Genomic DNA, 25981 nt, shown 5'->3' with positions numbered 1-25981 from the left:
TGCGGACTGATCGCGCTCGGAAATCGAGGCAAGGCCCCGAGCGCAAGTGACGAGGCGTCAGAGACGGGTGAAGCGGACCACCGCTCCGAATGCCCGGTCCCTTTGATATGGCTCTGAAATCACATCGCGGGATGAAACAGCGGGCCTTTTAAGGCCTGGATCCCCGGGCCCTCAGTGCCAGGACGCCATCAAGGCATCAAAGCCGGTGGCGCCGGCGTCGCTGGCTGCAGCCGGTAGCGTGTTGTCACCGGTCTCCCAGGTCAGCGCGAGGGCGCCGATCTCGTTGGCGAAGACCGCCTTCGCCGTGTTGCCACCCTCACTTTGGGTCACCCTCGGCTCTGGTGTCGCATCACCGCCACGGATACGAATATCGGCCAGCCACGCATCCAGAAGGCCGCCGCGCCAGTCTCCGGCGCCGTATTGGTCGAGATAGAGACGGTCGCTGCGCGTGCTGTGAAAATCGATCATGACAACCCGGTCGCGGTCCTCAAGGCCGAGCGATTGGAGGTAGGTCCAGGCCGCTTGTGTCTCCGCCTCGCGTCGCAGCAACCAGTCCCGATTGAGGTCCAGACCGCTTGTATTCATACGCCAGTATCCAAGCGCGACGCCGTCCGGATTGAGCAGGGGCAAGATCACGAGATCGAACGGAAGCGGCGCATTGGCGCTCTGGCGCAGCGCCGCCTGCACGAAGCCGTCCAGCGCGAAAGCGCCTGTAACCTCGGGCGGGTGTTGCCGTCCCAGGATGATGAGAAGGGGACGGCCTGACCGCGGCTCGTCCGCCAACAGGGTGAAGGCGTCGAGGTCTCGTCCATCGCTCGACTGGCCGACGGTTTCCCTCACCAGTCCGGGGTTGTGCGCGAACCAGGCCTCGTACCAGGCCTCATAAACCCCGCCGTCCACGATCGGCTGAGCGGCAACAACGGTCTCGCCAGCGCTCACGACCAGACGAATTCGGGCTTGCTCGCCATCCCCGACCAGACTGACGCGATCGTCGGCCACAAGCTCCCAGCCGCCGTCAGTCCGGCTGATCCAGGGGCGATAGCGGTGGCGATAACGGCCATAGTCGAGCACCAGATCCAGATCCGTCGATCGCTCGGCCGTGATCGAGAGCGCATACCACGGGCTGGGGTTTATCGGCTCCGCCTCCGGCACGATGCGGACACGGACAGAGTCGCCAGGCGGAGAGACTTCCGCCAGCTGGCTGCCCGCCGGAAAATCGGTACGCACCTCGACCCGAACGTCGTTACCCGGGATAGGTCCCGTCGCGCAGGCGGCAACGACCAGGGCGGCGCAAAGGGTGAAGGCCCGGAGCGCCAACCTCACGAGCCGAACACCATCGGCGCAAGGGTCAGGGCGATCACGCTGAGCACACCGACGGCAATGATATTCAGGACAAGGCCAGCGCGCGCCATTTTCGGGATCGAGACGAGGCCGGAACTGAAGATGATCGCGTTGGGTGGGGTCGCCACCGGAAGCATGAAGGCGCAGCTCGCGGCCAGAGTCACCGGAATGACGAAAACCAGCGGGTCCTGACCGGTTTCCACCGCGATCGCGGCAATCACGGGCAGGAAGGTAGCAGTGGTGGCAAGGTTACTGGTGAGCTCCGTCAGGAAGATGACCAGCGCCGTTGCCGCGACAACCAGCAACGCAAGGTTGAGCAGGCCGAGGGGCGATAGCTGCTGTCCCATCCAGAGCGCGAGGCCGGAGCTGGAAACCGCAGATGCCAGGGCCAGTCCGCCACCGAAGAGGATCAGGACACCCCAGGGCAGCTTGGAAACGTCTTCCCAAACCATCAGCGCCTGGCCATCACGACCGGACGGGATCAGAAATGCAGCCAGCGCGGCGATCATGGCGATGCCCGTATCAGATATGCCGCCGATCACCGGGATGCCGGAAAACAAGCCCCGGCCGATCCATCCGATCACGAGGAAGGCGAAGAGTAGTGCGGTCCGGAACTCGGCCTTGCTCATCTTGCCGAGCGATGTGCGCATGTGCCGGATATGCTTCATCGCATCGTCCGACGCGGTAAAATTCACCGGGAAGACAAAGCGGGTCAGGATCAGCCAGGCCAGAGGCAACAGGATCGCTGTGACCGGAATGCCCACAAGCATCCAGCGCGCAAAATCGATCTCGACCCCGTAGGTGTCGGACATGAAGCCGACCATGAACGCATTCGGCGGCGTTCCGACCAAGGTCGCGACCCCGCCCAATGTGGCGCCATACGCGAGGCCCAATAGCAACGAGGTTCCGAAATTGCTGCGCTGACGCGTATCCAGCTCCGGCATGGTCTCGCCGATCACGGTGACCACGGAGACCGCGATGGGCAACAGCATGAGCGATGTCGAGGTGTTGGAAATCCACATGCTGACGATCGCCGCGGCGAGCATGAAGCCGCCGATCAGGGCACGGGCATCGGTTCCAACCGCGCGGAATACCGCCAGGGCAATACGGCGGTGAAGGCCGCAGCGCTCAATTGCCAGGGCAACGACAAACCCCCCGAAAAACAGATAGATAATTGGATGAGCATAAGGCGCCGCGATCTGGGAAATGGGTGACACACCCAGAATGGGAAACACGATCAGGGGCAGGAATGCGGTCATGGAGACCGGAATGGCCTCGGTGGCCCACCAGATCGCCATCCACGCCCCGATCGCCGCGACGAGAACAGCTTCCTGGCTCAGCCCGTCGGCTTTCAAAAAGAGCGCAATCATCAGCGCCACAAGAGGGCCGGCTGCGAGGCCGATACGCTGATAGAGGGCCGGCCTCTCACCGGTGGTGGCAGTCGCCATGTCAGTCTCCCCGGATAGCGCGCTGGCAAGCGGGCCGATTGTAATGGCTGGCCGGCAGCAAATGCCGAACGGCCGCTGGCGTCATCGCCGTGTGGTCATGGCCGACATCCGGCACGGTCGCCAGGTTCCAGCCCGACCCCTGACCGAGGCGGGCCGCTATGTAGTCCACCAGTGCGGCGGTGCGGATGCCACGCCGAAACCGGCTTTCGCCCTGGGCCATGGCTTCAGGGGTGCGGCGGAGATTATCGGCATTCGGGTCGCGGTCCGCATCACCAAGCAGCAAGGTCAGATTCTGCGCGGCGATCTCGCCTTGTGACAAGGTTGGGCGCGGTGCGCCGCGCAGTCCGTAGGGCCAATCCACCATCATGTCCGGCCATGTATACCATCCGGCATTTGCGGCCACCGACCGCTCGGCATGGGTGTCCCGCGTGAGCATCAGGAAACGGTGGACGAATTGCGCGCCGGCCGAATGCCCGAACAGGCCATATCCGCGGGCCTCGAGATCAAGGCCCGAGCGGACATGCTCGAAGAGCGGTTCGACCGCATCGAATGCGGAAGCCTCCGGATAGCCCGGAATTGCCTCTCCGAGATTGTAGGCGGCGGAACCGGGGAAACGTTGCGCGTCGAAGCGCGGGACGAGGATAACGGCATCGCAGGCATCTGAGATGGTTCGCCAGTCGTCGCGATAGTCATCGGCATTGCGGCGCATGCCATGCAACACGATGATAATCTCGGTTCCCGGTGTCACGCGTTCAGGTCGCTGGGTGTAAACACGCAGCTCCGGACCGCCCCAAGCCTCAAACCGGAACGAACCGGCACCGGGCGGGATATCGAGCGCCTCGTCATCATCCCTGCCCAGAGCGGGGCCGGACAGGGCAATTACGGCCAGGCACGTAGCGAGAAATGAGCGCAACATGAGGGGATTGGGGCGCCGCCGCATGACGGCGCCCCGCAAACCACACACTAGAAGATCTTGCGGATGTCGAAATAGACCTGGCGACCACGGATGCTGTGATAGGCAGCATCATAGCCATTGGTCTCATCAGCAAGCGGCGGCTCTTCGTCGAAGATGTTGTTGGCACCAACGCGAATCCGCAGATTGTCGAGCGGACCGTCACGGTCGAAATCGTACTCGACATAGGCATTCACCTGGGTCCATTCCTCGACGAAGAAGGGATCACCATTCGGGTCCAGACCGGCCCCTGTGTCGATGAACTCACTCGTATAATCCGCTCGGACACCGGCCCCGAAGCCATTGGCGTGACGCCAGGTCCCGCTGGCCGAGACCCGCCATTCCGGCTGTCCGTCCTGAAGGATGATGTCGCCTTCCTGGGAGACGGTGATTTCATTGGAAATCAGCCCGCCGTCGACAGCACTCCGGATCTGCTCGGCGCCCGGGGACAGGGCGATGAAGTAGGTGCGCAGATTGGACGCATTCAGCTTCAGGTCGAAGTCGCCGAACGGCGTGTCCTCGAGGTCGAGATAGATCCCGTAATCGATACCCTCGACATCAATATCCTCATTGTTGTCATAGGTGTCGCGGATAAACAGGATATCGCCCGCGGGGGCCAGACCGGCGGCTGTGAAGTAGGCAATATCATCCGCATCCGGATCGGCACGCACGACGTTCGGGTTCGATGACCCCTGCAGCCGCAGCAGATAGTCGAGGCTGATGTGGTTCTCTGCCCCGAACACCCCGACGACACCGCGACGCTGGATTTCCCAGCGGTCAACCGTGACCGTCAACCCGTTCATGAAGCTGAGCGGACCCTGGAAGCCGCTGGGCTCGAAGACGATCCCGAGCGTGATGTTGGTGTCATCCTCCGGACCGATATCATCGGCGACCGACCGACGCTCGATGCGGCCTTCGCTCAGGCCCGTACAGGCGGCAAAGTTGGCGAAAGTTCCGTTGCGCACGCCGCCTTCGCAGAAATAGCTGTCCTCGCGTCCGTTCGAACGATCGACGGCTTCGTTGACAACCAGAAGGTTGGGAGCCCGGAAGCCTTCCGAATACGCACCGCGCAGCATGACGCCGCTGAACGGCGTCCAGGCCGCTGCCACGCGCGGATTGATGCCGCTGCCGCCGAAGTCGGAATAGTGCTCGTACCGAGCGGCGAGCTGCACATCAAAGGTATTGACGAGCGGAATCGCCATGTCGGGGCTGACCAGCGGAATGGAGGCCTCCATGAACCCGGCCAGCACGTTACGGGAACCGCTCGAGTCCGGTGTCGGGCTCGTTCCGTAGACGTCGGTCGCGCTGAATTCGCCGGTCACCGCGTCGGTGTAGGTGATGGTTCCGTCGAGACGATCATCGCGATCCTCTTCATAGGCCTCGTAGCGGGCTTCAAGGCCGGCCGCGATCCCGATCGAACCACCGGGAAGACGGAAGACGTCGCCATTGGTGGTCCGGAAGTCGACCAGAGCAAGCTCGGCGGTGCTTTCGCGCACGACATCGACGAGGAAGGGGGCAATGAGCGCCCGGTCGTTCGGCGTCGCGTCGCCGACCGAGGGATTGTTCGGGTTACCACCGTTGAAGATGTTGTAGACGTTCGGCGTTTCGTTGTTCAGGGTCTGCTGGAGCAGGGTCCGCGAGATGGAATTGTTCGCGGTGTCCTTGGCATGGGAGCGGTTGTACAGCAGCGCGCTGTCCCAATCCCAGCCGGTACCCTCGAAATCGCCGCGGGCACCGCCCAGAATCCGCCACTGCGAGTTCTCGACTTCGATATCGCGGAAGCCCACATCCACGAAACGATAGCGTCCGGCGTCGGTGAAGACAGGCAGACCCTCGACCGGGACATTGGTCAGGCCGGGCAGACGGTTCGGGTTCACCGAGCCATCGGAAAAGTTCACCGGGCCGAACGGGTTGTAGTAGTAGTTCGCCGGGACCGAGATATTGGTCGCGCCGATGCCGTTCCGCGGCTCATTGGTCGACTGGGTTTCGGCGTAATAGACGCCGAATTCGCCGTACAGGCGCACGCCATTGTTCAGATCATGGTTGAGAAAGGCGAACAGGTTGAGGCGATCCCGGTCGGAGATGATGGAGCGCTCATAGGCCCCGTCAAAGCGCAGGTCACGGTCCTGGGAACCGTCATCGATACAGATGCCGGGAACGGACAGGGCATCCGCCGTGCTCGCCCGGCAGCCGGCAAAGCTCGTCGGCTGGATGTGAAAGACACCTGCGGTGGAGGTCAGCGTCGTACCGTTCTGGCGCACACGCGTGGCTGACGTTGTCCGCAAGGACCACTGCCCCCAGGGCGACGCGGTCGCCCGATTGTCGAAGGAGGTGTCACCCTCGAAACTCGTCCCGATGAGGAAGGGGCGCAGATCTTCGCTGGCTGCGCGCTCGGTTTCCGAGGCAAACAGCCCGTCGCGGCGCGAATACTCCGCCGAGACCGAGATATTGGTCCGGCCACCATTGAAGTCCTGGCCGGTACGCAGCGTGAAGGTCTGCTCGTCAAGATTATTGCCCGTCGCGTAAAGGTGGCGAGCGCGCAGGTAGAGGCCGTCAACATCATCCTGGAGGATGGTGTTGAACACGCCCGCAACCGCGTCGGAACCATAGATCGCCGACGCGCCATCATTGAGCACTTCGACACGCTCGATGCCGGCGACCGGGAGCGAGTTCACGTTGATCGTGGTAACTGGCGTCGAGAGCTCGGCCTGCGTGGACGGGTGATTGACCACACGGCGGCCGTTGAGCAAGACCAGCGTCCCGCTCGAACCGATCGAGCGCAGGTTGATCGACGCGACGTCGCCGCGCGCATTGTTGACGGTCGTATTATTGTCCGTCCGGAATTGCACGCCGCCCTGGGCCGGCAGCGAGCGGATCAGATCCTCACCATCGACACCGCCAATAGTGTCCAGATCGTCCTGCCCGATAATGGTGACTGGCAGCGATTCGTTGATGCGGGCGCCCTGGATGTTGGTGCCCGTGACCACGATGACGTCCGCGTCGGATGCCTGTTCGGCCGGCGCCTCTTGGGCAAAGGCCGCTCCACCGAGCGCCAAGGCGCCGATCGCAATTCCGGAATTCAAGATAGCTCGAAATGACATTTTGTCCCTCCCGTAACATTATTTGATGCGACCAGAGCAACGCGGGTGGACAGTGTCAACAAAAAACATACACTCGGTCCAAATTCCATACGACATGTGGCCACTAGCGCGCAGGCGGTTATAGTCGCGATGACATTCGCCGAAGCGTGACCGACCACGCTGTTCCGAAGCTGGTAATGACCAATATGGCTATTTTGACACCCAAGTTTCCCGATCACAGCTCGCCCTTCTCAAGGGAGCAGGAGCGGCGGCACAAGGAGACAGCCCTTCTCTCGGCAGCCGCCAAACGCTTCGACGCCGAGGGCGTCCACGCGACGCGGCTCGAGGACATCGCCGCAGACCTTGGACTGACCAAGACCAGCATCGGCTATTATCACGCCTCCAAGGAGGACCTCGCTGCCGCGGTCTACGGACAGTCCGCGGATTTCCTCGATGAAGCGGTCACCTTCGCCATGGCCAGCGACGGTCACTACCGGGACAAGATACTCGCCCTCTTCCAGCGGTTCTCGAGACAGCTGATCGAGGTCAAGCAGGGCCTCCGCCCACACCTGGCTGCCATCAATGATCTCGATGCCCTTGGCGAAAGCGCGCGAACCGACATTGCCTCCCGACTCTCGGTCAGTGTTGCCCGGGTCAACGAGCTGGTCGTCGGCTGGGTCGCAGAGGAGAAGATCGAGCTGGGCCGTCCGCAGCCCGCAACCTTCTTCGTGATCGGACTGCTCGACCTGATGACCGGCTGGCTCAACCGCAAGCGCCATTTCGATATCGAGGACGCCAGCGCAAGCCTGTTCGACCTGTTGCGGCACGGGCTTCTGAACGGTCCCTGGACGCCGCTCTCCATCCGACCGGGCAGCCCGCAGATCGGAGTGCCGCAGATATTTGATCGCGAAGCCCGTAACCGCATGAAACGGGAGGCCTTCCTCCGCGCCGGGACCCGGTTTTTCAATAATCTCGGATTTGGCGGCGTGGCCCTGGTGGAAGTGGCGGCCTCGCTCGGCGTGACCCGCGGCGCATTTTACTATCACTTCCCGGACAAGGAGCAATTGCTCGACCAATGCCTGGAAGCATCGCTGTCGGATGTTGAAGACGCCCTGGACAGGGCCGAGGCGCAATCCGACGCCGGCCTTGAAATCGTTGAGCACGCCTTGAGGGACCTCACCTACCAGCAGGCCAGCGGCGTCACCCCGCTCCTGCGACCCAGCCTCGCCTCCGCCCTGCCCGCGGCACGCCAGCGCCGCCATGCGGCCCGTCTGAGAAACATCGCCCGCCGCTTCGGTGATGCCCTGGAAAGCGGCATGAGCCATGGCGAAGCCCGGCAGGTCGATGTCGCCATTGTCGAGCAGATCCTGACCAATGCCATCTTCATCAATGGCGGCTACACGATTGCGGCCGCCAACAGCTTTACCGACTGGCGCCTTTCCGAGGACCCGCTCACTGCGACCATCGACTATACCCACCTGCTCATGATGGGCCTGGAGCCGAGGTCGTGAAGACGCTCAAGATCAAGATCGTCGCCCTGAGCGTCCTGGTCTGGGGATGTACGCCCGGCACCGAACAGCCCAGCGCACAGACCGACGATACGCGGTCGGAACAGGCCATGACCGAGGCGAGCGGCGCGGTCACGACCGAGGTCGCCGGACCGGAAACAGATGCGGCGTCAACGCCGGTCACCCAGCCTGCCGCAATGGTCGACACACAATCGATTGAAAGCATCTTCTCCCTAGCCGGCCTGAACAGCTACGTGCTGGAAATCGAGGCTGCGCTGGCACGATCCCAGGCCGAACTGGGCATCATCCCGCAGAGCGCAGCCGATGAAATCTCGGCGACGGCGAACCTTGCCTCCATCCCGCAGTCCGAAATAGACGCGGAGTACCAGATCGTCCGCCACCGCATGGTTGCATTGCTGAATGTCTGGCGACGGCGGCTCGGCCCGGATGCCGCGAATTATCTCCATTACGGCGCCACGACCGTCGACATCTATGACAGCGCCCGGGTGCTCCAGCTGCGCGCGGCCACACGGGTCCTGATCGCTGACCTGCGCGAGCTCGAAACCGGGATGATCGAGCTGGCGCAGGCTCATCGCACCACGCCAATGATGGGTCGCACACTCGGGCAACACGCCCTGCCGATCACCTTCGGCAAGAAGGTCAGCGGATGGATCGGCGAGAACCGCCGCCATATCGACCGGCTTGGCGACCTGCTCGACCGTATCGAGCGCTCGGTGATCATGAAAGGCGCGGTCGGGAGCTATCTCGGTCTCGGCGCTGAGGGGATCGAGGTCGAGCGCGGAGTCGCGATGCAATTGGGTTTGCCGGCGCCCTATCGTGACGACTGGCACGCTGCCCGCGACGTGTTCGCCGAATACGCCAATATCCTGGCCATGATCAGCCGGTCCCAGGGTCGTATCGGTCAGGAGGTCTTTTTGCTGCAGACCACCGACATCGCTGAAGTGGCGGAACGCCGTCCCGGCACCGCGGTCGGCTCAAGCACCATGCCGCACAAGAACAATCCGTCCCTGTCGGAAGCCCTGATCCAGCGGTCCCGGATCATCCCCCGCCTCGCCGAAATCGTCGGCGACGACATGATCAACATGTTCGAGCGCGACAACACCTCCCGTCCCAACCAGGTTCTCGAAGAGATCTCGATGGCGAGCGAGGACATGCTGTCGGAATCGCGCCGCTTGATCAGCCGCCTTGAGGTTGACCCGGTCCGTATGCGCGAAAACCTCGACCGCTCGGGCGGCTGGATCCTGGCGCAGCGCTTCATGTTCGCGCTGGCTCCCGAAATCGGCCGCGATACAGCCGAAGCCCATATGCGGGACCTGGCGAGCGCGGCCCGCACCAGCGGCGAAAGCCTGTACGATGTCGCGCTGCGAGACCCGGTCATCACAAACGCCCTCACCCGGACGCAAATCGAGGACCTCCTCGACCCGACCACCTATATCGGTCTGGCCGCCGAACAGGTCGATGCCGTCATTGCCGACGCACTGGCCGCCCGGGAAAATGACAGATCGACCGCAGACACGGAATAGGCCTGCGGGACCCGGGAAACGATCGCTGACAGGTTACCCGAATGGCCGTCCCCAATGCCGTGCCGGGGGCTTTGACAGCCCACTTTGCGCAACATTCCCCGGCATGAACGGGCTCCCACCGACTTGTTCCACATTCCTGTGGCCAACGGGTTCTTGCAACCAATCATCCGGCCGTGTCGGATAGCCTAGGGCAGAGCCACGCTATCCTCGGTGAGGGCGAACTCGGCGTGCAGATCAGCGGCGGAGTCGCCGCCGACCCAGACGTCAAAGGCGCCGGTCTCGGCGCCGCGGGTCTGGTTGCGCTTGTAGAAGGCGAGATCCTCCACGGTGAGCTCGAAGCGGACCTGTCGTGTCTCGCCCGGCTCCAGGGCCACGCGGGCAAATGCCTTCAGTTCGCGGACCGGCCGGGTCACGCTGCCAAAACGATCACGCAGGTAGAGCTGTACAACCTCTTCACCCGCGACCTCGCCGGTATTGGTGACGTCGACCTGAACCGTCAAGGTTTCATCGGGTGCAATGGCCTCGGAACCCAGGATGAGCCCCGAATAGGCAAAACTGGTATAGCTGAGGCCGAAACCGAAACGGAAAAGCGGCTCATAGCCAGCGTCGAGGTGAAAGGCGGTCATGCCGAGCGAGGTCTGCGCCGCGCCGGCCTGGATGTCATCGATATGGATGATCGTATCCGGCGAAGGCGGACGCCCGGTATTCTTGTGGCCGTAATAGACCGGGATCTGCCCGACCATTTTCGGGAAGCTGACCGGCAGCTTGCCGGACGGGCAGGCCCGTCCGAACAGCAGGTCGGCAATGGCCGCCCCGCCGAGGCTTCCCGGGTGCCAGGCGAACAGGAGAGCGTCGAGGTGATCAAGGACACTCGCGAGGGTCAGCGGCCGCCCGGCCTGAATGACGGCAATCACCGGCTTGCCGGTCGCCTTGAGGCGCTTGACCAGTTCGACCTGGGCTCCGGGCAGGTCGATATCGGCCCGGCAATGGGCCTCGCCTGACAGGATCGCCTCCTCACCCAGGAAGACCAGAACCGCATCGGCATCGCGAGCTGCCGCTTCAGCCTCATCAAACCCGCTCTGATCATGGCTGCGGGTTGTCGCAAGCGCCCGCACATGATGAAGGCTCAGCGCGGTGTCTGCGGCCAGGCTTTCGAGCGCCGCGAGCGGCGTGACGCTGCGCTCCGGGTCACCGTCAAAGATCCATGTACCCAGCTGTTCCACGGGATCATCTGCAAGCGGTCCGATCACCGCCAACCGGGTCAGGGTCGTCGGGTCCAAAGGCAAGGTTTGATGGTCATTCTTGAGCAGAACACAGCTTTGCAGCGCGGCTTGCTTTGCGAGTGAGCGCGAGGCCATCCGGGACGGCTCCGCGTCTGCCGTCGTACGCCCGTCAAACAGGCCGAGCCTGAACTTCATCCGCAGCACGTTGGCGACCATCCGGTCCAGAACCGCCAGTTCGATCCGTCCGCACGCGATCAGGTCTGCGAGGTGATTGCGGTAGGCACTTGCCACCATGTCCATGTCGACGCCCGCCATTGCCGCCTGATAGGCCGCCTCATACTCGGTTTCGGTCAGACCATGCGTGCAGAGCTGCTTGATCGCATCCCAATCGCTGACGACCATGCCGTCATAATCCCACTCACCGCGCAGCACGTCTCTCAACAACAGGGTGTTGGCGGTTGCAGGGATGCCGTCAATATCGCTGAAGGAGGTCATCAGCGAGGCCGCCCCGGCTTCGGCCGCGGCCCGGAAGGGCGGCAAATGCACATTGCGCAATTCATTCTCGGGCAGGTTGGTCGTGTTGTAGTCGCGACCGGCCTCGGAGGCGCCATAACCCGCGAAATGCTTGGCGCAGGCCGCCAGGCTTGTCGGGTCGGACAGCGTTTCACCCTGGAAGCCGCGCACCATCGCCGCACCAAGGATGCTGGTCAGAACCGGGTCCTCGCCGAGACTCTCGGCGATCCGACCCCAACGGGGGTCGCGGCAAATGTCGATCATCGGGGCGAACGTCCAGTTGACCCCGGCCGCCGCGGCTTCCTCTCCCGCCATCCGCGCGCAGGCTTCGACTAGGTCCGGATTCCAGGTTGCGGCCTGGCCAAGCGGAATAGGCGCAACCGTCTTGAAGCCATGAATCACATCGCGACCGATCAGGAGCGGGATACCCAAACGGCTTTCTTCACGGGCGATTCTCTGCAGCTCATTCACCGTTGCCGGATCAACCTGGTTGATCACCGAACCGATCTGTCCCGCCCGTAAGTCTGCACCGAGGGCGTGAACCACGTCATGCGCGGACCCTTCCACCTGGTTCAGCTGGCCGACCTTTTCCTCGATCGACATCCGGCTCAGCAGGTCGCGGATACGGGCCTCGACGCCGTCCTTGCCGTGCCCTGCTTCGATTGTCTGTGCTTTGGCCATGACGGCTCTCTCGTTTTCGGCGTCGGGCGAGCCCAACGGTGACTAGGAGGCGACGTTATTCCGCGGGTACCGGTTCAACCGAGCGTCGACGCGCTTCAAGCTCACGACGGACGGCCTCAGACTTTTCACGGGACACGTCGATGGTGGCCACCAGGCCAATTGCCAGCAGGTAGAGCAGGATCGGCAAGCCGATATCATAGACGCGCAGGAGGAGAAGCGTCGATTCTGTTTGGTCGCCGCCCAGCTCGGCATTCAGGCCGGTACTCGCCAGCAGCCAGGCGCCGCCCATCGAGGCCGCCGTCTGGCCCAGCTTGACCACCCACCAGTAGATCGAGGCGAACATCCCCTCCCGGCGCTGGCCGGTCCGCAATTCGTCCTGGTCGACAATATCCGCCATCATCGATGGCATCAGGGTGAAGAGTGAGCCCAGCCCGAAGGCCATCAGCGGCGCCGGCAGCATGATCAGCCAGGGATGTTCGGGACTGTAGGCGAAGGTCTTCAGCGCATAGCCCAGTATTGCGAGGCCGATTGCGATGATGAAGGTTCGCCGCTGGCCGATCTTGGTCGCCAGAAACGTCACGAAGGCGACGATGAAGAAGTTCGCGAAGGTCCCCACCGTGGCGACCAGCGCGCCCATCCCGGCAGCTGCTTCCGTGTCGCCGTTGAAGACGTAATAGCTGAGTACGAAATAGCCATAGGAGGCGATCAGGATGAAGCCGTTGAAGACCAGAAAAGTGACCAGGCATATCTTCAGGAAGGGGATAAAGCTCAGCGCCTGGCCCATACTCTTGAAGAAATAGCCAAGTTCCCTGATGAAGCCGCCGGAGGTTCCATGCTCGGCCTTGCTCTCCTTGAGGGCCACATCGGCCAAACGCTCCCTCAGGAAGATCGCCGGGATGATACCGGTGATGATCACCACGATCGCGACGCCGGTTGCAACCCAGCGGGCCCCCTCGATCGGATTGGAAAACCATTCGGACTGCTTGGCGATGAACAGCATGTAGGGCGGCAGGAAGAAGGCGAGCTGCCCAATGAAATTCTGGGTGCCCATGAGCAGGGTGCGCTGGTCGTAGTCCGGCGTCAGCTCATAGCCGAGCGCCACCCAGGGCGTCGCGAAGATGGTATAGGCCAGGAAGAAAATCAGCGACCCGATCAGATAGTACCAGAAGTAGAAGGTCGGGCTCTGGCCGTCAGGAAACTGCCACAGGAAGAAGAAGCTGACCCCGACCAGGATCGCCCCGACGAAGATGAACGGGCGGCGGCGTCCCCAGCGCGATTTGAAATTGTCCGAGATGTAGCCGACGATCGGGTCGGTCAGCGCATCAAAGAAGCGCGGCGCGCCGGTGATGATCCCGAGCATGATCAGACTGACACCGAGCTCCTCATAAAGGAGCACGATCATCCCGACGATGGCACCAGCGAGAAGATTATTGGCGAAGGCGCCGGAGCCGTACGCCAGCCTGTGGGCGAAGGATACGCGGTCTTCCGGACGGGTCTGGGACTGGGTCGCGCTCATGGATCAATCCTGTCTCGCCTGGCCCGGTCAGGGCACCAGCGTCAGTTGGCGCAGGCTTGCGCCGTTTCCAAGTCCTGCGGGCAATCATAAACCCGCACCCAATCAATCAGGAACTGCTGGGGAAAGGCCTCGACGCGGACACCGCCAACATTCCGGCCCTCGGCCAGATGCCCGCCAACCGCGAGATTGAGGATCAAATGGAAACGCTGGTCGAACGGGGCATAGGGCCGACCGCGGGCCGCCTCGGAGGCTGAGCGCCAGCGGCGCTGGGTCAGATAGCCGTAGGACTCGCCGTCCAGGAACCACTCGATCCGGCCTTGCGTCCACTCGACAGCAAAGACATGAAAGTCCTGCTCGCCATCGGCGCTGACCGGAAGCGTGGTCTCGCGGTTCTGATACGTGTTCTCCGGCCATTCGCCGCCATAATGGAGCGTCCCGAAAATCCGGTTTTCGACGTCACCGCGGCATTCCCGGCAGGGCTCGCCGAGATTGACGGCCTCAAGGATGTCGATCTCCCCGGACGCCGCCCAACCGCCGTAATACTCATCGGTCGGCAGCATCCAGATGGCCGGCCAAGTGCCCTGCCCCTCAGGAAGCCGGGCCCGGACCTCGATCCGGCCATAGGTCCAGTCGCCCTTCTCGCGGGTGTTCAGGCGAGCAGAGGTAAAAGGCTGAGTGGTTGTGGCCCGCCGCTCTTCTTCGGTCGCATTGACGCGCATGTGGGCCGGCAGAGCCGGACCTTGCGCCTCACCGAGGCGCGCCTCGATGACAAGATGGCCATCCTCGATCCGGGCATTCTCCTCGAACGCCGTATAGCATTGCCGCTCGGCATTGCCGCCGCCCCAGCAATCCTGCTCCAGGGTCCATCGCGCGGAATCAATGGCATCGCCATCAAACTCGTCTGACCAGACCAGTCGCCAGTCGCTGCCAGAGCTGGGATCCTGTTCCGCCGCATCCTGGGCTGCACAGGCAGCGGAAGCGAGGGAGAGGAGGCCCAGGGCGAGAACACCCCGGGCCAGACCATTCGTCATCGTCATGGCTTTACCTCCTGGCGAGCGCCTATCGACGCCAGCGGAAGCGCAGGCCGTAGGTGCGAGGACGCGAGAAGAAGCGGGTGTTATCGAACTGGGTGATAACAATCGCCTGCTCGCGCTGCTCATCCGTGGCGTTCTGGACATAGGCTTCAATCCGCAGGTTCTCATTGCCCCCCGGATTATAGCCGGCACCGGCATCAACGGTCAGATATCCATCCACCAGGTCATTCAGGCGCAGTGGATCATCGTTCGCAAAATCGAACTCCGGATAAACCTCGCCATTGAACAGGTCCTGGTGCTGCTCGGTGCGATAGCCGAGGGAGATGATCCAGTCGGCATCACCATGATCAAAGCTCAGCGCCTGGCTGATCGAGGTCTGGATACTCCATTCCGGCGTCCGGCGAAGACGGAAGCCGTCAATCGACTGCGGGATGGCCTGCAGGGGCGCTACATCGGCCTGGAAGCGCGAGTCGGCGATCAGCTCGGAGTTCTGGATACGGGCGACCGGCATCCACAGCAGCGTGCCTTTCCACTGCAGGTTATAGGGCAGATCGTAACCGGCCTCGAACTGCGCACCGTAGATCTCCGCATCAGAGGCGTTGAAGTTGAAGTTCACGACCAGACCCAGGGCCGAGCCCGGCGCTGCCGTCGTATCCAGCGGGATGTCGGACCGGTCAAGGATCTGACCGACCGAAAGCAGCACGTTCTGGATCAGATCGGAGTAGTCATAATAGAAAGCGGAGGCGTTGAAATAGCCGCGACCGTTCGGCGTATCGAACTCGTTCTTCGAGCCGAACTCATAGACGATGACGCTCTCTTCATTGAAGGTCGGCGCCAGCTCGGACGTATCGAAGGGTGCGGTACCACCGCCGGCCGGGTTGATCGTGACGCCGCCCACAGATGGCAGGTTATCATTGAAACCACCGCCATTGTGACCGGTGCTGACCGAGGCATAGAGCAGGTTGCTCTCGCTGAGATCCCACTCGCCCCGCAGACGCCAGTCGACGAAGTCGAAGGAGGCGAAGCCGTTTTGCGGTGCGATCTGACCCAGGAAGGGCAAGGCGAAGGTGAAGATTCCAGTCGCGGCATCATCCCACGGGATACCGTCGGTCGGCGACGGACATGTGAAAAAGTCGCCTGCAATCGTGTCGACGCAGGTCGGATAGGACGCGATCTGGGTCGGGTTGCCGAGATCAACGCCGACCAGCGGGCCGTTGGCGAAGATGTCATCGACATTGTCACGCGCACCGAAGGTGCGGATGCCGTCGAAGTAGAAGGCCAGCGTTTCGGCCTCGGTAACGTTGCCGTCGCCATCAATGTCCGGGTTCATGATGGTGCGATCGAAGACGTTGAACTCAAAGCCTTCCGTGCCCACGCGGACACCGCCGCAGCAGCTATAGCCGGCGCCGCCAATGGCGAAGCCGTAGCGGGCGTTGACACCGGTCCGCGTCTTTTCCTCTTCCGAGTAGCGCACACCGGCCGTCACGCGGAAGGCGTCGGTGACCGGATAGGTACCATCGGCATAGACGGCGAAGGCGTCGGTTTCAGTGCGCTGGTTGAACTCGAGGCCCGAGAAGAAGAGGCCGCGGTCACCGGTCGTGCCGAGGAAGGTGCGCTGGTCTTCGGTGAAGGCGAAGACACCGGCACTCCAGACGGCGCCATTGTCCATCTCGTCGAAGAAGCGGATCTCGTGGACCTGCGACTCCGAGTCCGTGACCGACTGGAAGAGTGAGAAATTATCGAAGGCTTCGTCGAGATTGCCGTCGAAAGGATTGCGCAGATTGTCGATGACGCCCGGATAGTAAGGCGAAAGCGGAGTGGCTGCCTTGTAGTCATAGACCAGGTCGCGAAGGCCGCCGATATACTCGACATTGAAACAGTCGGTTTCATACGCGACATGCGCCCGCAGCCCCCAATGGACGGTGTCCAGCTCGGGCGACATGGCGCGACCGATCACCGAGCGCGGATTGCTGATGTCTTCCGGGCGCAATCCGTTGCCCAGCGGGTTGGCGTAGTTGGTACCGGTATAGCCCGTGCCGCCTTCCGACAGGTAGTCGGCTGTAAACGTCATGGTCAGGTTCGGCGTCGGCTCGATCAGGAAGCTGGCGCGCGCGCCCCAGTTGTCAGCCGCTTCGGCAACATCGATGCCTTCCGAGGATGCCGTCGGGACACTGACACCCAGATCGGCGCTCGTCGGGGACGCATTCTCGTAATAGGAGTCATGCGACATCGCGTACCCGGCAAGGCGGAACGCGGAGTTCTGGCTGACCGGAACGTTGATTACACCCTCGAAGGAGCGCTCGCCGTAATTTCCAACGCTGACTTCCGCAGCCACATCGAACACGCCGAGGCCCGGGCCCCAAGGAATCACATTGACCGACCCGGCCGTTGCGTTGCGGCCACGCAGGGTACCCTGCGGTCCGACATTCACTTCGACGCGCTGGATATCAAAGAAGGCCGACCCGAAGCCGCTCGGACGCGGGATGTAGATCCCGTCCATGTGGGTCGCAGCAGCCGGCTCGCCGAGCTCGGTATTGTTGGTCGAGCCGACACCCCGGATGAAGACTTCGATATTGCCCTGGTTGTTACCGATCTGGAGGCCGGGATAGCGACCGTTGAGGTCGGCCATGCTCTGCACGCCGAGCAGCTTCATGTCATCGCCGTCAAACGACGTGGCAGTACCCGCAAGATCCTGCAAACTCTGTTCGCGGCGCTCGACGGTGATGGTGATGACGTCTTCATCCTCATCATTCGATTGCGCGAAACTTGTAGCGCCCATGACGCCGGGCAGGCTAACCAGACTGGCAATCGCGACCCGCGAAGCGGACGTGAAAAACGCCTTCTTGAATCCAAGACTGAACATTGTGATCTCCCCTGATGCGCCCCGTTATCGGTTCTATGGCGACTATTGGGGTCAGATTTCTCGAAATGTCCAACCTTGTCAATTAGAATGTCTTACCTTGTCATAAGCGGTTGATTCCGTGTCGAACCATCACGAAACCGGCTAGCTCAGCAGCGGTGCTGTTGACTGTCTGAACTTCAGGGCATGATCAATCGTGACCTTCTCGGCCGCTGCCCCGGACTCTCCCGGCGCGCCGACCTGGGTGAGCAGCCGCACGGACTCGCGCGCCATCTGGGCATAGGGCTGCGCGACCGTGGTCAGCGGCGGCCACATGGTCGTGGCAATCGCAACATCGTCAAAACCTACGACGGAAAGGTCATCGGGTACCCGCAGCCCGAGGCTGTTTGCCGCAAAGCAAACTGCGGCGGCCATCTCGTCATTGGCGGCAAAAATGGCTGTTGGCCGATCCGGTCCCGACAGTATCTGGCGCGCGCACTCCAGGGCGGGCTTGAACCGGAACAAGCCCGGCTGGATCCAGTCCTCCCGGACTACCCCGTCCTCCACCGCAGCCAGCGCCGCCTCGAAGCCCTCTCGGCGCAGCCGCGTCGCGGCGTGGTCGGACGGGCCTGTTATATGAGCGATGCGGCGGTGGCCGAGTGACAGCAGATGCTCAGTGACTTCCCGAGCCGCGCGCCGGTCATCCATGCACACGGCATGGGCAATAGGCACCGTACGCGACGGCGAGATCAGGACGAAGGACGTGCCGTGCTCAATCAGGCGATCATGCAAGGCCGATGATCCGCACAGGGGCGGCACCAGGATCATCTTCTCGATTGAGGTACGAGTAAGAAACTCGCTCAGCTGCTCGTCCCAATTGTCCTCTTCCTCGCGAAACAGGCCGGCGGTCAGGAAGTAACCCGCATCATTGCACGCTTGCAGGGCGGCGTGGTGCAGGCGGGACTGGAAGCCGCTGCTCGGGTCGCCAAACAACATGCCGATGGCACTCGACTTGCCCTTGCGCAATTCCCGCGCGGCCGTGCTCGGACGGTAGTCCAGCTCGGCCATGGCGGCCCGAACCCGTTCCGACGTTGCAGCCCGGACCGATGCGCTGCCATTGAGCACGCGCGACACGGTCTTGATCGAGACCCCCGCCAAATCCGCCACATCAAAAATTGTCGCCATATCAAAGCTTCACAGATCGCGCGGGCGCTCAACCGCGTTTGGACGGAGCACGAACGCCAATGTCCACAAAAACGCAAAACAAGACCAGCCCCCGGTTGCGCCACGCTGCGCCCAGACTGTGGGCGGCGCCTCCGCGCAGGCGGTCTCGCACTTGCCGAGTTTAAACAACCCGCCTTAAGGGTGGTGACAGTCACTCGCGGGTGGTGTCAGACAAAACGGATCGGTCTCGAAAACCGGGTTTGATCCTGACTCAGGCCGCGAGCTGACGCCATTCGGCCAGGGCGGCGGATCGGTTTTCCTTGAATTCTTCGCGGCGGTAGAAATGGCGTTCGAGATTGAAGTGATTGTGGACTGAGGATTGGACGGCGGCGAACTTTTGAAGACTTCGCATCGACCGGAATCGCGTCATGATCTTCTCTCGTCGCCGCAATGGCTGATGTGAGTTTTCGGCCCTATTGTTGAGCCACCTCCCTGTCTGCTGGCGGCTCACATTTCCTAGATCACGCATCGCCGCCTTGTAGGACGATAGCTTGTCCGTGACGACCTGCTCTGGTCGACCATATCGCTTCATCGCCTTTCGAAAAAATCGTAGCGCTGCCTTGCGATCCCGGCGTTTGGTAACGAACGCCTCGAGTACTTCACCCTCATGGTCGACCGCCCGCCAGAGATAGTGGAGCTCGCCGTTGATCTTCACGAACACCTCGTCGAGATGCCAAGTCCAGTTCGAGTAGTTCGTGTTCCGGACGCGGCGTCTTCGGATCGACTTCACGAAGAGTGGACCGAACCGGTTCCACCAAAAGCGTACCGTCTCATGCGTGATGTCTATGCCGCGTTCGTGGAGCAGATCTTCGACGTTCCTTAGTGAGAGCGGAAAGCGGATGTACATCATCACAGCGAGACGGATGATTTCGGGCGAAGTTTTGAAATACCTGAACGGGTTACGCATCACACGAAGCTATGAAACCGACGCCTCACGCTCAAGCCCAAGTTCCTCTGATGGGGTGGACGGCCCCGACCAACGGCATCGCGATGTGCCATGCTGGAGCTGTTGGGAACCAGCACAAGGGAAGGAACCGTCCATCATGAATGTTACAACAATCGGCATTGATCTCGCCAAGTCTGTCTTTCAGCTTCACGGCGTTGATGCACAAGGCGCGGTGGTTTTCCGCAGGAAGCTGCGCCGCGGGGGTGTTCTGGATTTCCTGCGCGATCTGCCTGTCTGTCTCATCGGACTGGAGGCCTGTGCCACGGCCCACTTCTGGGCCCGTGAGATCGGCGCTTTGGGCCATGAGGTGCGGCTTATCCCTCCGGCTTATGTGAAGCCCTACGTGAAACGCCAGAAGAATGATGCGGCCGATGCCGAAGCGATTTGCGAGGCGGTCACACGCCCGTCCATGCGCTTTGTTCCGGTCAAGAGCGAGGCGCGCCAGGGCGTGATGATGTTGCACCGGACGCGCGATCTTCTGATGCGCCAGCGCACCATGTTGCTCAATGCGATCCGCGCGCATCTGGCCGAGTTCGGAATCATCACGGCGCAAGGCCCGCACAAGCTGGCCGTGCTGCTCGATACCCTGGACGAGGATCGCTTACCGGCTATCGCCCGCTCTGCCTTGACCAGCTTGACGGCCCAGCTCGACAGTCTGGCTGCCGAGATCCGCACGCTTGAGCGCCAGCTCATGGCCTGGCACCGTACCGATGAGACGAGCCAACGGCTGGAGACGATACCGGGCGTGGGCCTCATTACGGCGACCGCGATCTCGGCCAGCATACCGGACCCGTCGGTGTTCAAGACGGGCCGTCAGTTCGCGGCCTTCCTCGGACTGGTGCCGCGCCAGAACTCGTCCGGCGGCAAGGAACGTCTGGGGCGCATATCGAAGATGGGCGATGGCTATCTGCGCCGGCTTCTTGTCGTCGGCGCGACTTCGGTCATCCGGCGTGTTGGCACGAACACCTCGGCGACGGGGGACTGGGTCAGGCGTCTGCTGGAGCGCAAACCGGCCCGTGTTGCTACCGTCGCCATGGCCAACAAAACGGCGCGCATCGCCTGGGCCGTACTGGCCCGGGGCGAGACCTATCGGGCGCCTGCAAGGGCGTAGGCGCAAAGAAACCGCGACGGCGAACGTGCTGTCGCTCAGGAGCTGTGAGGGCAGATGTAGGTGATGATGATCAAACGGGGCCGCAGCCAGGAAAACCCGAGGCAGTGTCAGGGCGTAAGAGCTCGATAATCTGAGAGGGACCTGGCCAAGCGGACTTCATCAGGGCCAGCGGTCACAGCACCGCGCCAACAGGCCGGACACATGACCGCAACCCGCAATGATCATAAATCACCCAAATCAGACCTTGCAGAACAGGGGCCGTCCACACATGACACTGCCGCCCGGGAAACGCGTTTCAGGCGCCAGTCGATAATCCACGGATATGACCACGCATTGCAGCGCCCAGGCCAATTGACGACACCGCGCGTCACTCGCTTTTGCACTGCCGCTGACAAACCCGCCACCATGAACATGCAGAATGGCTGGCAGAGCGCCCGCCACGCCTGCAGGACGGTGATAACGCACCGGCACAGGTCCCGTGCAGCGCATATCACCGGGAACGCGGTACCCGCGTGTCTCGACATGCTGAAGAGTCTCGACATCAACCGGCCAGGCCAGTGGGGCGGACCGTATCTGCTCGAGAATACCCGCGTGAAATGTCACGGTTGGTATCCTCTGCAGGAAGGGCAGAAGCTCCGGGTCAACATGTTGCTGGGCCGCAATGCGCTGGGTTGATCGACTGGTCATCGCTGGCCTGGTCAGCTTGAGGCCGACATCCCGCCATCCAACGGAATGATCGCGCCCGTGATGTAAGCTCCAGCGCGGGAGCACAGCCAGATGACTGTTCCGACAACATCGTCCGCCTCGCCAATACGCCCAAGGGGAATATTCTTCGCGAGTGCCTCGCGTTTTTCCTGCTCGTCCGTTGCAAATGCCATCATCCGGCTGGGAAACGGTCCCGGTGCTATCGCGTTGACCGTGACATGGCGCGGAGCAAGCTCATTGCTGAACAGACGCGTCAGGTGGTGCACAGCGCCCTTGCTGACAGTGTAGCTGTAAGCGCCCACACTATTGGTCACGCTTGGCGTTGCCCGTGTGCCCATGATGGATCCGAGATTGATGACACGGCTGGGCGTGTCAGAACTCGCCCGGCTTTCAAGCAGAGGCATCATGGCCCGCGTCAGATCCGCCAGCGCTGTGACATTCAACCCGAGCACCTTGTCCCAGCCACTGCGCGGAAAGTCATCGAAATCCGCACCCCAGGACGCACCGCTGTTATTGATCAGAATATCAACATGATCAGTCCCTTGCCTAATGGCTTGAACCAAATTCTCTGCCCCCTCCCCTGAGGACAAGTCCGCTTTTACGCTTACCACAGCGCCCGGGACGATCTCGTTCATTCGCTCGGCGAACGGGACCAGTACATCAGCTTTTCTCGAGGCAATGAAAACACGGCAACCGGCCCGAACGAGTCCCTCGGTGATCATGGCGCCAATGCCGGTGGCGCCACCGGTAACCAGGGCGGTCTTGCCCGTGACATCAAATAGCGAACCCATCCTTTGCCTCCCCGTCAGGCCGCGCTTGCCCAGGCCGAGGCCTTCAGGAATTGCTCTTGGGCATAAGCCGGCGCTGGATAAGTGTAAAAACCTGTGTCGGCCTTCTCGCCGGCGCCGTGAGTGGCTATTCGTTTTCGAAGATACTCAATCAGCCGCGGATGATCGGCGGCCGGAACCATCGCCCCGGACACCGCGAAAAGAAGGGCCGCCCGGTCCAATCCGATCCTGTCGATCTCTCCAAAAGGACCGCGCGACTGTCCCGTTGCCACCATCCAGGCCCGGTCGACATTCTCTGGGGACGCAACATCGTTACAGACAAGCAGAACGGCATTTTGCGTCCAGGCTGACACAAGTGCGTCACCCGCAGCACTGGTGGGCGATAGTTGCCCGAGGAAGTTTTGGCGCGCGTATGCCGGGTCTGGATAATTGTAGAATCCACCACCGGTCCGAACACCCTCGCGCCCGGTCCCGAGAACCGGTGCCATAAACGCCAGAATATCATCGCGCATGAAACGGGTGATCAGATCATCCGGACGATTCCGCCATGCGCTGTAGATCAAGCCGAGACCAAAAAGGTCCATCATGCCGAACGGTCCCATCGGGGATCCCGTCCGCAGCATCCAAGAGCGGTCGATATCGCGCACGCTGTCGGCGCCGGTGGCGGCCAGATAGAGCGCCGTGCCCAGCACAGGTCCGATCATCGCATTGAACACATACCCCTTGTTCTCGCGTTTCTGGACGAGCGGGAATCCGCCAATGTCGGCCACATAGGCCTGCAATCGAGCGATGGTCTGCGACGAGGTTCTCGGCCCACCGACGATGTCGAACAATTTGGCCCCGAGGTGAGAATGAAGCGCGGCAAAGCGCTCCCCGACTTTCAGCACACTCTCGATGTCCGAGCCGAGCAAGGCCGAGCTGTTCGTCGTCAGCAAGACCGTGTCATCGCATTCCGCCTCCAGCTGAGCAAAAACGCGGCGTTTCAACTCCAGGTCTTCAAACACCGACTCGCTGACGAGCCATGCCCCCTGAACGGCTCGGCCAAGGTCCGGCTCTACTCGAATGAGACCGAGAGCGCTTTGCACGGCGGCAGGCGCGCACAAACCGGCAGCGCTGAGCTGGCGGGCGGTTTCCTGCAGGCGCGCAGCTATCAGCCCGCGGGCGCTTTCAGACGCATCATGGATGACCGACGGATACCCTGCCAATGCGGCAAGGATAGCGTTGTAGCAACCCATCGCACCACCACCGACAAAGCAGATGCTTCCAACCTCTGCCCGGCTCATCGCAGGGGCCTTGTCGGTCGGTCAGGAACGATGAGATTGGTACTGCCCCGCGTAATGAGCGCCGGCCTCATCTCCAGCACCGGCAACTCCGACAGCGCATTGACAATATGGAATTGCGTCGGGTTTTCGTCCCAACGAAGTGAGTTCCAGACCAGCTCTCCTTCGCCGATAAACACCTGGCGAATATGGTTCTCACTGGGGAAGGTGAAATAGCTGTCGAGACCGTCGCCAACCCCAGCCGTCGGCGGAATGTGGCGCCATCCCATCGGGTTGTCCTTTCCAGACCTCGCCGCATTGATCGCAGCAACCTCTTCCAGCGAGGGCGCACGCACTCCCGATACTTCGAGATCGACGATCTTGTTGCCGTACAGGCTGGCTCCGACACGCCAGCTTTCCGAATTGACGGTATGCTCCGGAATGTCGGCGAAAAGCTTGGGAATGCCCTGCAGCTCCCGTCCGGTCAGGATGGGGTCCGTCAGGTTTTCCCAGAGCACGAGACTATAACTGCCTTCCACCTGCTCTTCCGGACCGTCATAGACGACCGCAGCATTCGCGCCCAGCATGTTGTAACCCCGCCCAGCGAGCCAATCGACACGCTTGTTGCAGGCATAAATGACACTCACGACAGCTTCCTCGGCAACCCTGAAGCGTGGCGGCAAATACGCAGCCAGCGCCTCCGGGTCCGTTACAAATGAAAGCGTGATTGCCGTGACATCATGATACCAGCCAGATGTTCCCGGTCCGACATAACGCGGACCGAAATGGGCGGGCATCATGTAGCTCTTTCCGACATCAATTGAGAACATGGCTTTGAACCCTCTTATTCGGCCGACGCCTTGAGCTTGGCGAGGTTGTCCTCGTGCTCCTCACGACTGATCCGGTAGAGATTGGTCGCGACCAACTTAAGCAGCCACAGCACGACAACGGCCGGCAGGTAAATTTGCGCAAGGGCGGCAATGCTGCCTTCAGAGACCTCGCCGGGAGATGCGCCTTCCGGGAAATTGGCGAAAACCAGAACGAGAGACGCTGCCCACACTCCAAGCCCCTGCGTTGCCTTCCGGGTGAAGGTGATGGTGGCGAAAAACACGCCCTCCGAGCGCCGCCCGGTACGGACCTCATTCTGCTCCACCAGGTCAGCAATCATCGACATCATCAATGTCTGTATGGTGATCGCGAGGGTCATCTCCAGCACCGTCACCGTCAACAGAATTGGAAACAGGCTGGGATCACCATTTTCTGGCAGAAGTCCCAGCAAACGCAGGCCAATCAATGTCGGTGACATGAACACAATCACGACACCACAAATGATGGCCGACTTCTTTTTGCCCCAGGTCCGAGACAGTGCGGGTGCGAGGTTCAGGGCCAGAAGCGAAGCAACGAACACGGCGAGGACCAGCACGCTGATCTGATCGGGCGCGAGCCCCCAGAAGAAAGTGTTGAGATAGAGATTCAGGCTCATCGTGAGACCCGTCGCGACCGCCGCCAGCACCGTTGCGAGGAAGATCGCCAAGAAAGAAGGCACCTTGAGCGTCTCGATAACCTCGGAAAATACCGAGCCGAGATTACCGTTCTGCCGGCCTTCAGTTTTCGCCAGCGGCACGGCGAGGGGCTGTGTGCCAAGGCTTGCTATCACGATGGAAATGAAAATCAGAGCGGACGCCAGAAATCCATAAGTGGCGAAACCGTCACGATTGAACAGACCCTGCGGGTTGGTCTCCGAGGGAGCCAGAATGACCATGAGAGTGAATACCGCCATCAATGTGCCGGCTACCCACCCAAAAAAATTGCGCCAAGCCATCAAAGTTGTCCGCTCGTCATAATCGCGGCTGATTTCGGCGGCGAGCGCGGAGCTCGGCACCTCATAGAAGGTCACCAAAGCCCGGACCAAAATGGAAAGCCCAACCAGGTAGAAAAAGAGGTGGTCAGGACTCAGACTCTCTGGTGGCGCCCAGAGGAAATAATAGCAACACGTCACCGGGATTGCGGCAGCATACATCCAGGGATGTCGTCGCCCGAACCGTCCCGCGGTATTATCGCTCAGATACCCCACGACCGGATCAGTGAACGCGTCACACAGCAGCGCGAGGAGCAAGGCCAGCCCCACCAGGCCGGCCTCCACTCCAAGTATCTGAGAATAGAAGATCAGTAAAAAATAGTCGAAACCATTGTTCTTCACCCCGTAGGCCACGGCCCCAAAGCCGTAGGCGAGTTTCGAGGGGAGTGTCAGCTTCTTCGGCATCATTGG

At 61.7% G+C, this 25981-nt stretch carries 18 protein-coding genes; 3 read left to right on the top strand and 15 right to left on the bottom strand.

All coding sequences use genetic code 11. From position 1 onward, the window contains the following. Positions 1–171 precede the first annotated feature (171 nt). From AAA969_RS01315 to AAA969_RS01300, 4 genes are read right to left on the bottom strand one after another with little or no spacing between them, the layout of a single operon-like run. A complete protein-coding gene (locus tag AAA969_RS01315) occupies positions 172–1323 on the bottom strand; it encodes a M14 family zinc carboxypeptidase (RefSeq protein ID WP_338242776.1) in 1152 nt (383 codons plus the stop codon). Continuing rightward, complete coding sequence (locus AAA969_RS01310) at positions 1320–2789, bottom strand: SLC13 family permease (RefSeq protein WP_338242774.1); 1470 nt, start codon at positions 2787–2789, stop codon at positions 1320–1322. The genes AAA969_RS01315 and AAA969_RS01310 overlap by 4 nt, the downstream gene beginning before the upstream one ends. Position 2790: 1 nt before the next feature. Beyond that, on the bottom strand, positions 2791–3705 hold the full coding sequence (locus AAA969_RS01305) for a hypothetical protein (RefSeq protein ID WP_338242772.1): 915 nt from the start codon (positions 3703–3705) through the stop codon (positions 2791–2793). A gap of 47 nt (positions 3706–3752) precedes the next feature. Next, positions 3753–6842: a TonB-dependent receptor domain-containing protein gene (locus tag AAA969_RS01300; RefSeq protein ID WP_338242770.1), complete on the bottom strand. Its 3090-nt coding sequence runs from the start codon at positions 6840–6842 to the stop codon at positions 3753–3755. A 176-nt stretch (positions 6843–7018) separates the two neighbouring features. Here AAA969_RS01300 and AAA969_RS01295 point away from each other — a divergent pair, with 176 nt between their 5' ends. Then, positions 7019–8332: a TetR/AcrR family transcriptional regulator gene (locus AAA969_RS01295; protein WP_338242768.1), complete on the top strand. Its 1314-nt coding sequence runs from the start codon at positions 7019–7021 to the stop codon at positions 8330–8332. Beyond that, complete coding sequence (locus tag AAA969_RS01290; RefSeq protein WP_338242766.1) at positions 8329–9873, top strand: class-II fumarase/aspartase family protein; 1545 nt, start codon at positions 8329–8331, stop codon at positions 9871–9873. The genes AAA969_RS01295 and AAA969_RS01290 overlap by 4 nt, the downstream gene beginning before the upstream one ends. Positions 9874–10058: 185 nt before the next feature. Here AAA969_RS01290 and AAA969_RS01285 read toward each other — a convergent pair whose 3' ends face one another. The 6 genes from AAA969_RS01285 to AAA969_RS01260 all read right to left on the bottom strand — a co-directional run bounded on the left by AAA969_RS01285 (position 10059) and on the right by AAA969_RS01260 (position 19810). Further along, positions 10059–12290, bottom strand: a complete 2232-nt coding sequence (locus AAA969_RS01285; protein ID WP_338242764.1) for a glycoside hydrolase family 3 N-terminal domain-containing protein — start codon at positions 12288–12290, stop codon at positions 10059–10061. A gap of 55 nt (positions 12291–12345) precedes the next feature. Next, on the bottom strand, positions 12346–13806 hold the full coding sequence (locus AAA969_RS01280; RefSeq protein ID WP_338242761.1) for an MFS transporter: 1461 nt from the start codon (positions 13804–13806) through the stop codon (positions 12346–12348). A gap of 41 nt (positions 13807–13847) precedes the next feature. Next, entirely contained in the window at positions 13848–14843 is a 996-nt protein-coding gene (locus AAA969_RS01275; protein ID WP_338242758.1) for a glycoside hydrolase family 16 protein, read from the bottom strand. A 22-nt stretch (positions 14844–14865) separates the two neighbouring features. After that, positions 14866–17703, bottom strand: coding sequence for a TonB-dependent receptor (locus tag AAA969_RS01270; protein WP_338242753.1), 2838 nt, complete (start codon positions 17701–17703; stop codon positions 14866–14868). Positions 17704–17844: 141 nt separating this feature from the next. Continuing rightward, positions 17845–18864, bottom strand: coding sequence for a LacI family DNA-binding transcriptional regulator (locus AAA969_RS01265; protein WP_338242750.1), 1020 nt, complete (start codon positions 18862–18864; stop codon positions 17845–17847). A gap of 250 nt (positions 18865–19114) precedes the next feature. Then, positions 19115–19810: an IS6 family transposase gene (locus AAA969_RS01260; protein WP_338242747.1), complete on the bottom strand. Its 696-nt coding sequence runs from the start codon at positions 19808–19810 to the stop codon at positions 19115–19117. Positions 19811–19946: 136 nt separating this feature from the next. On the opposite strand from AAA969_RS01260, the gene AAA969_RS01255 reads away from it, so the two are divergent. Beyond that, the gene (locus AAA969_RS01255; RefSeq protein ID WP_338242745.1) at positions 19947–20960 is read left to right on the top strand and encodes an IS110 family transposase; all 1014 of its coding nucleotides are present in this window, start codon (positions 19947–19949) and stop codon (positions 20958–20960) included. Between the two features lie 237 nt (positions 20961–21197). Here the strand turns inward: AAA969_RS01255 and AAA969_RS15055 are convergent, their stop codons facing one another. From AAA969_RS15055 to AAA969_RS01230, 5 genes are all read right to left on the bottom strand, one after another. Beyond that, complete coding sequence (locus AAA969_RS15055) at positions 21198–21449, bottom strand: alpha/beta hydrolase (protein WP_425325019.1); 252 nt, start codon at positions 21447–21449, stop codon at positions 21198–21200. 209 nt (positions 21450–21658) lie between these two features. After that, positions 21659–22456 carry an SDR family oxidoreductase gene (locus AAA969_RS01245; RefSeq protein WP_338242740.1) on the bottom strand — a complete coding sequence of 266 codons (798 nt, stop codon included), beginning with the start codon at positions 22454–22456 and terminating at the stop codon, positions 21659–21661. Positions 22457–22470: 14 nt separating this feature from the next. Continuing rightward, positions 22471–23736 (bottom strand): 3-hydroxyacyl-CoA dehydrogenase NAD-binding domain-containing protein, encoded by a 1266-nt coding sequence (locus tag AAA969_RS01240; RefSeq protein ID WP_338242737.1) that lies wholly within the window; start codon positions 23734–23736, stop codon positions 22471–22473. Further along, the gene (locus AAA969_RS01235) at positions 23733–24542 is read right to left on the bottom strand and encodes an acetoacetate decarboxylase family protein (RefSeq protein WP_338242734.1); all 810 of its coding nucleotides are present in this window, start codon (positions 24540–24542) and stop codon (positions 23733–23735) included. Before AAA969_RS01235 ends, AAA969_RS01240 begins: the two co-directional genes overlap by 4 nt. Positions 24543–24556: 14 nt before the next feature. Next, on the bottom strand, positions 24557–25978 hold the full coding sequence (locus tag AAA969_RS01230) for an MFS transporter (protein ID WP_338242731.1): 1422 nt from the start codon (positions 25976–25978) through the stop codon (positions 24557–24559). Between the last annotated feature and the right edge of the window lie 3 nt (positions 25979–25981).

The sequence above is a fragment of the Maricaulis maris genome, assembly GCF_036322705.1.
GTDB classification, from domain to species: domain Bacteria; phylum Pseudomonadota; class Alphaproteobacteria; order Caulobacterales; family Maricaulaceae; genus Maricaulis; species Maricaulis maris_B.
The sequence above is the reverse complement of the archived record's forward strand: the minus strand, read 5'-3'. Positions and strand labels throughout refer to the sequence as shown.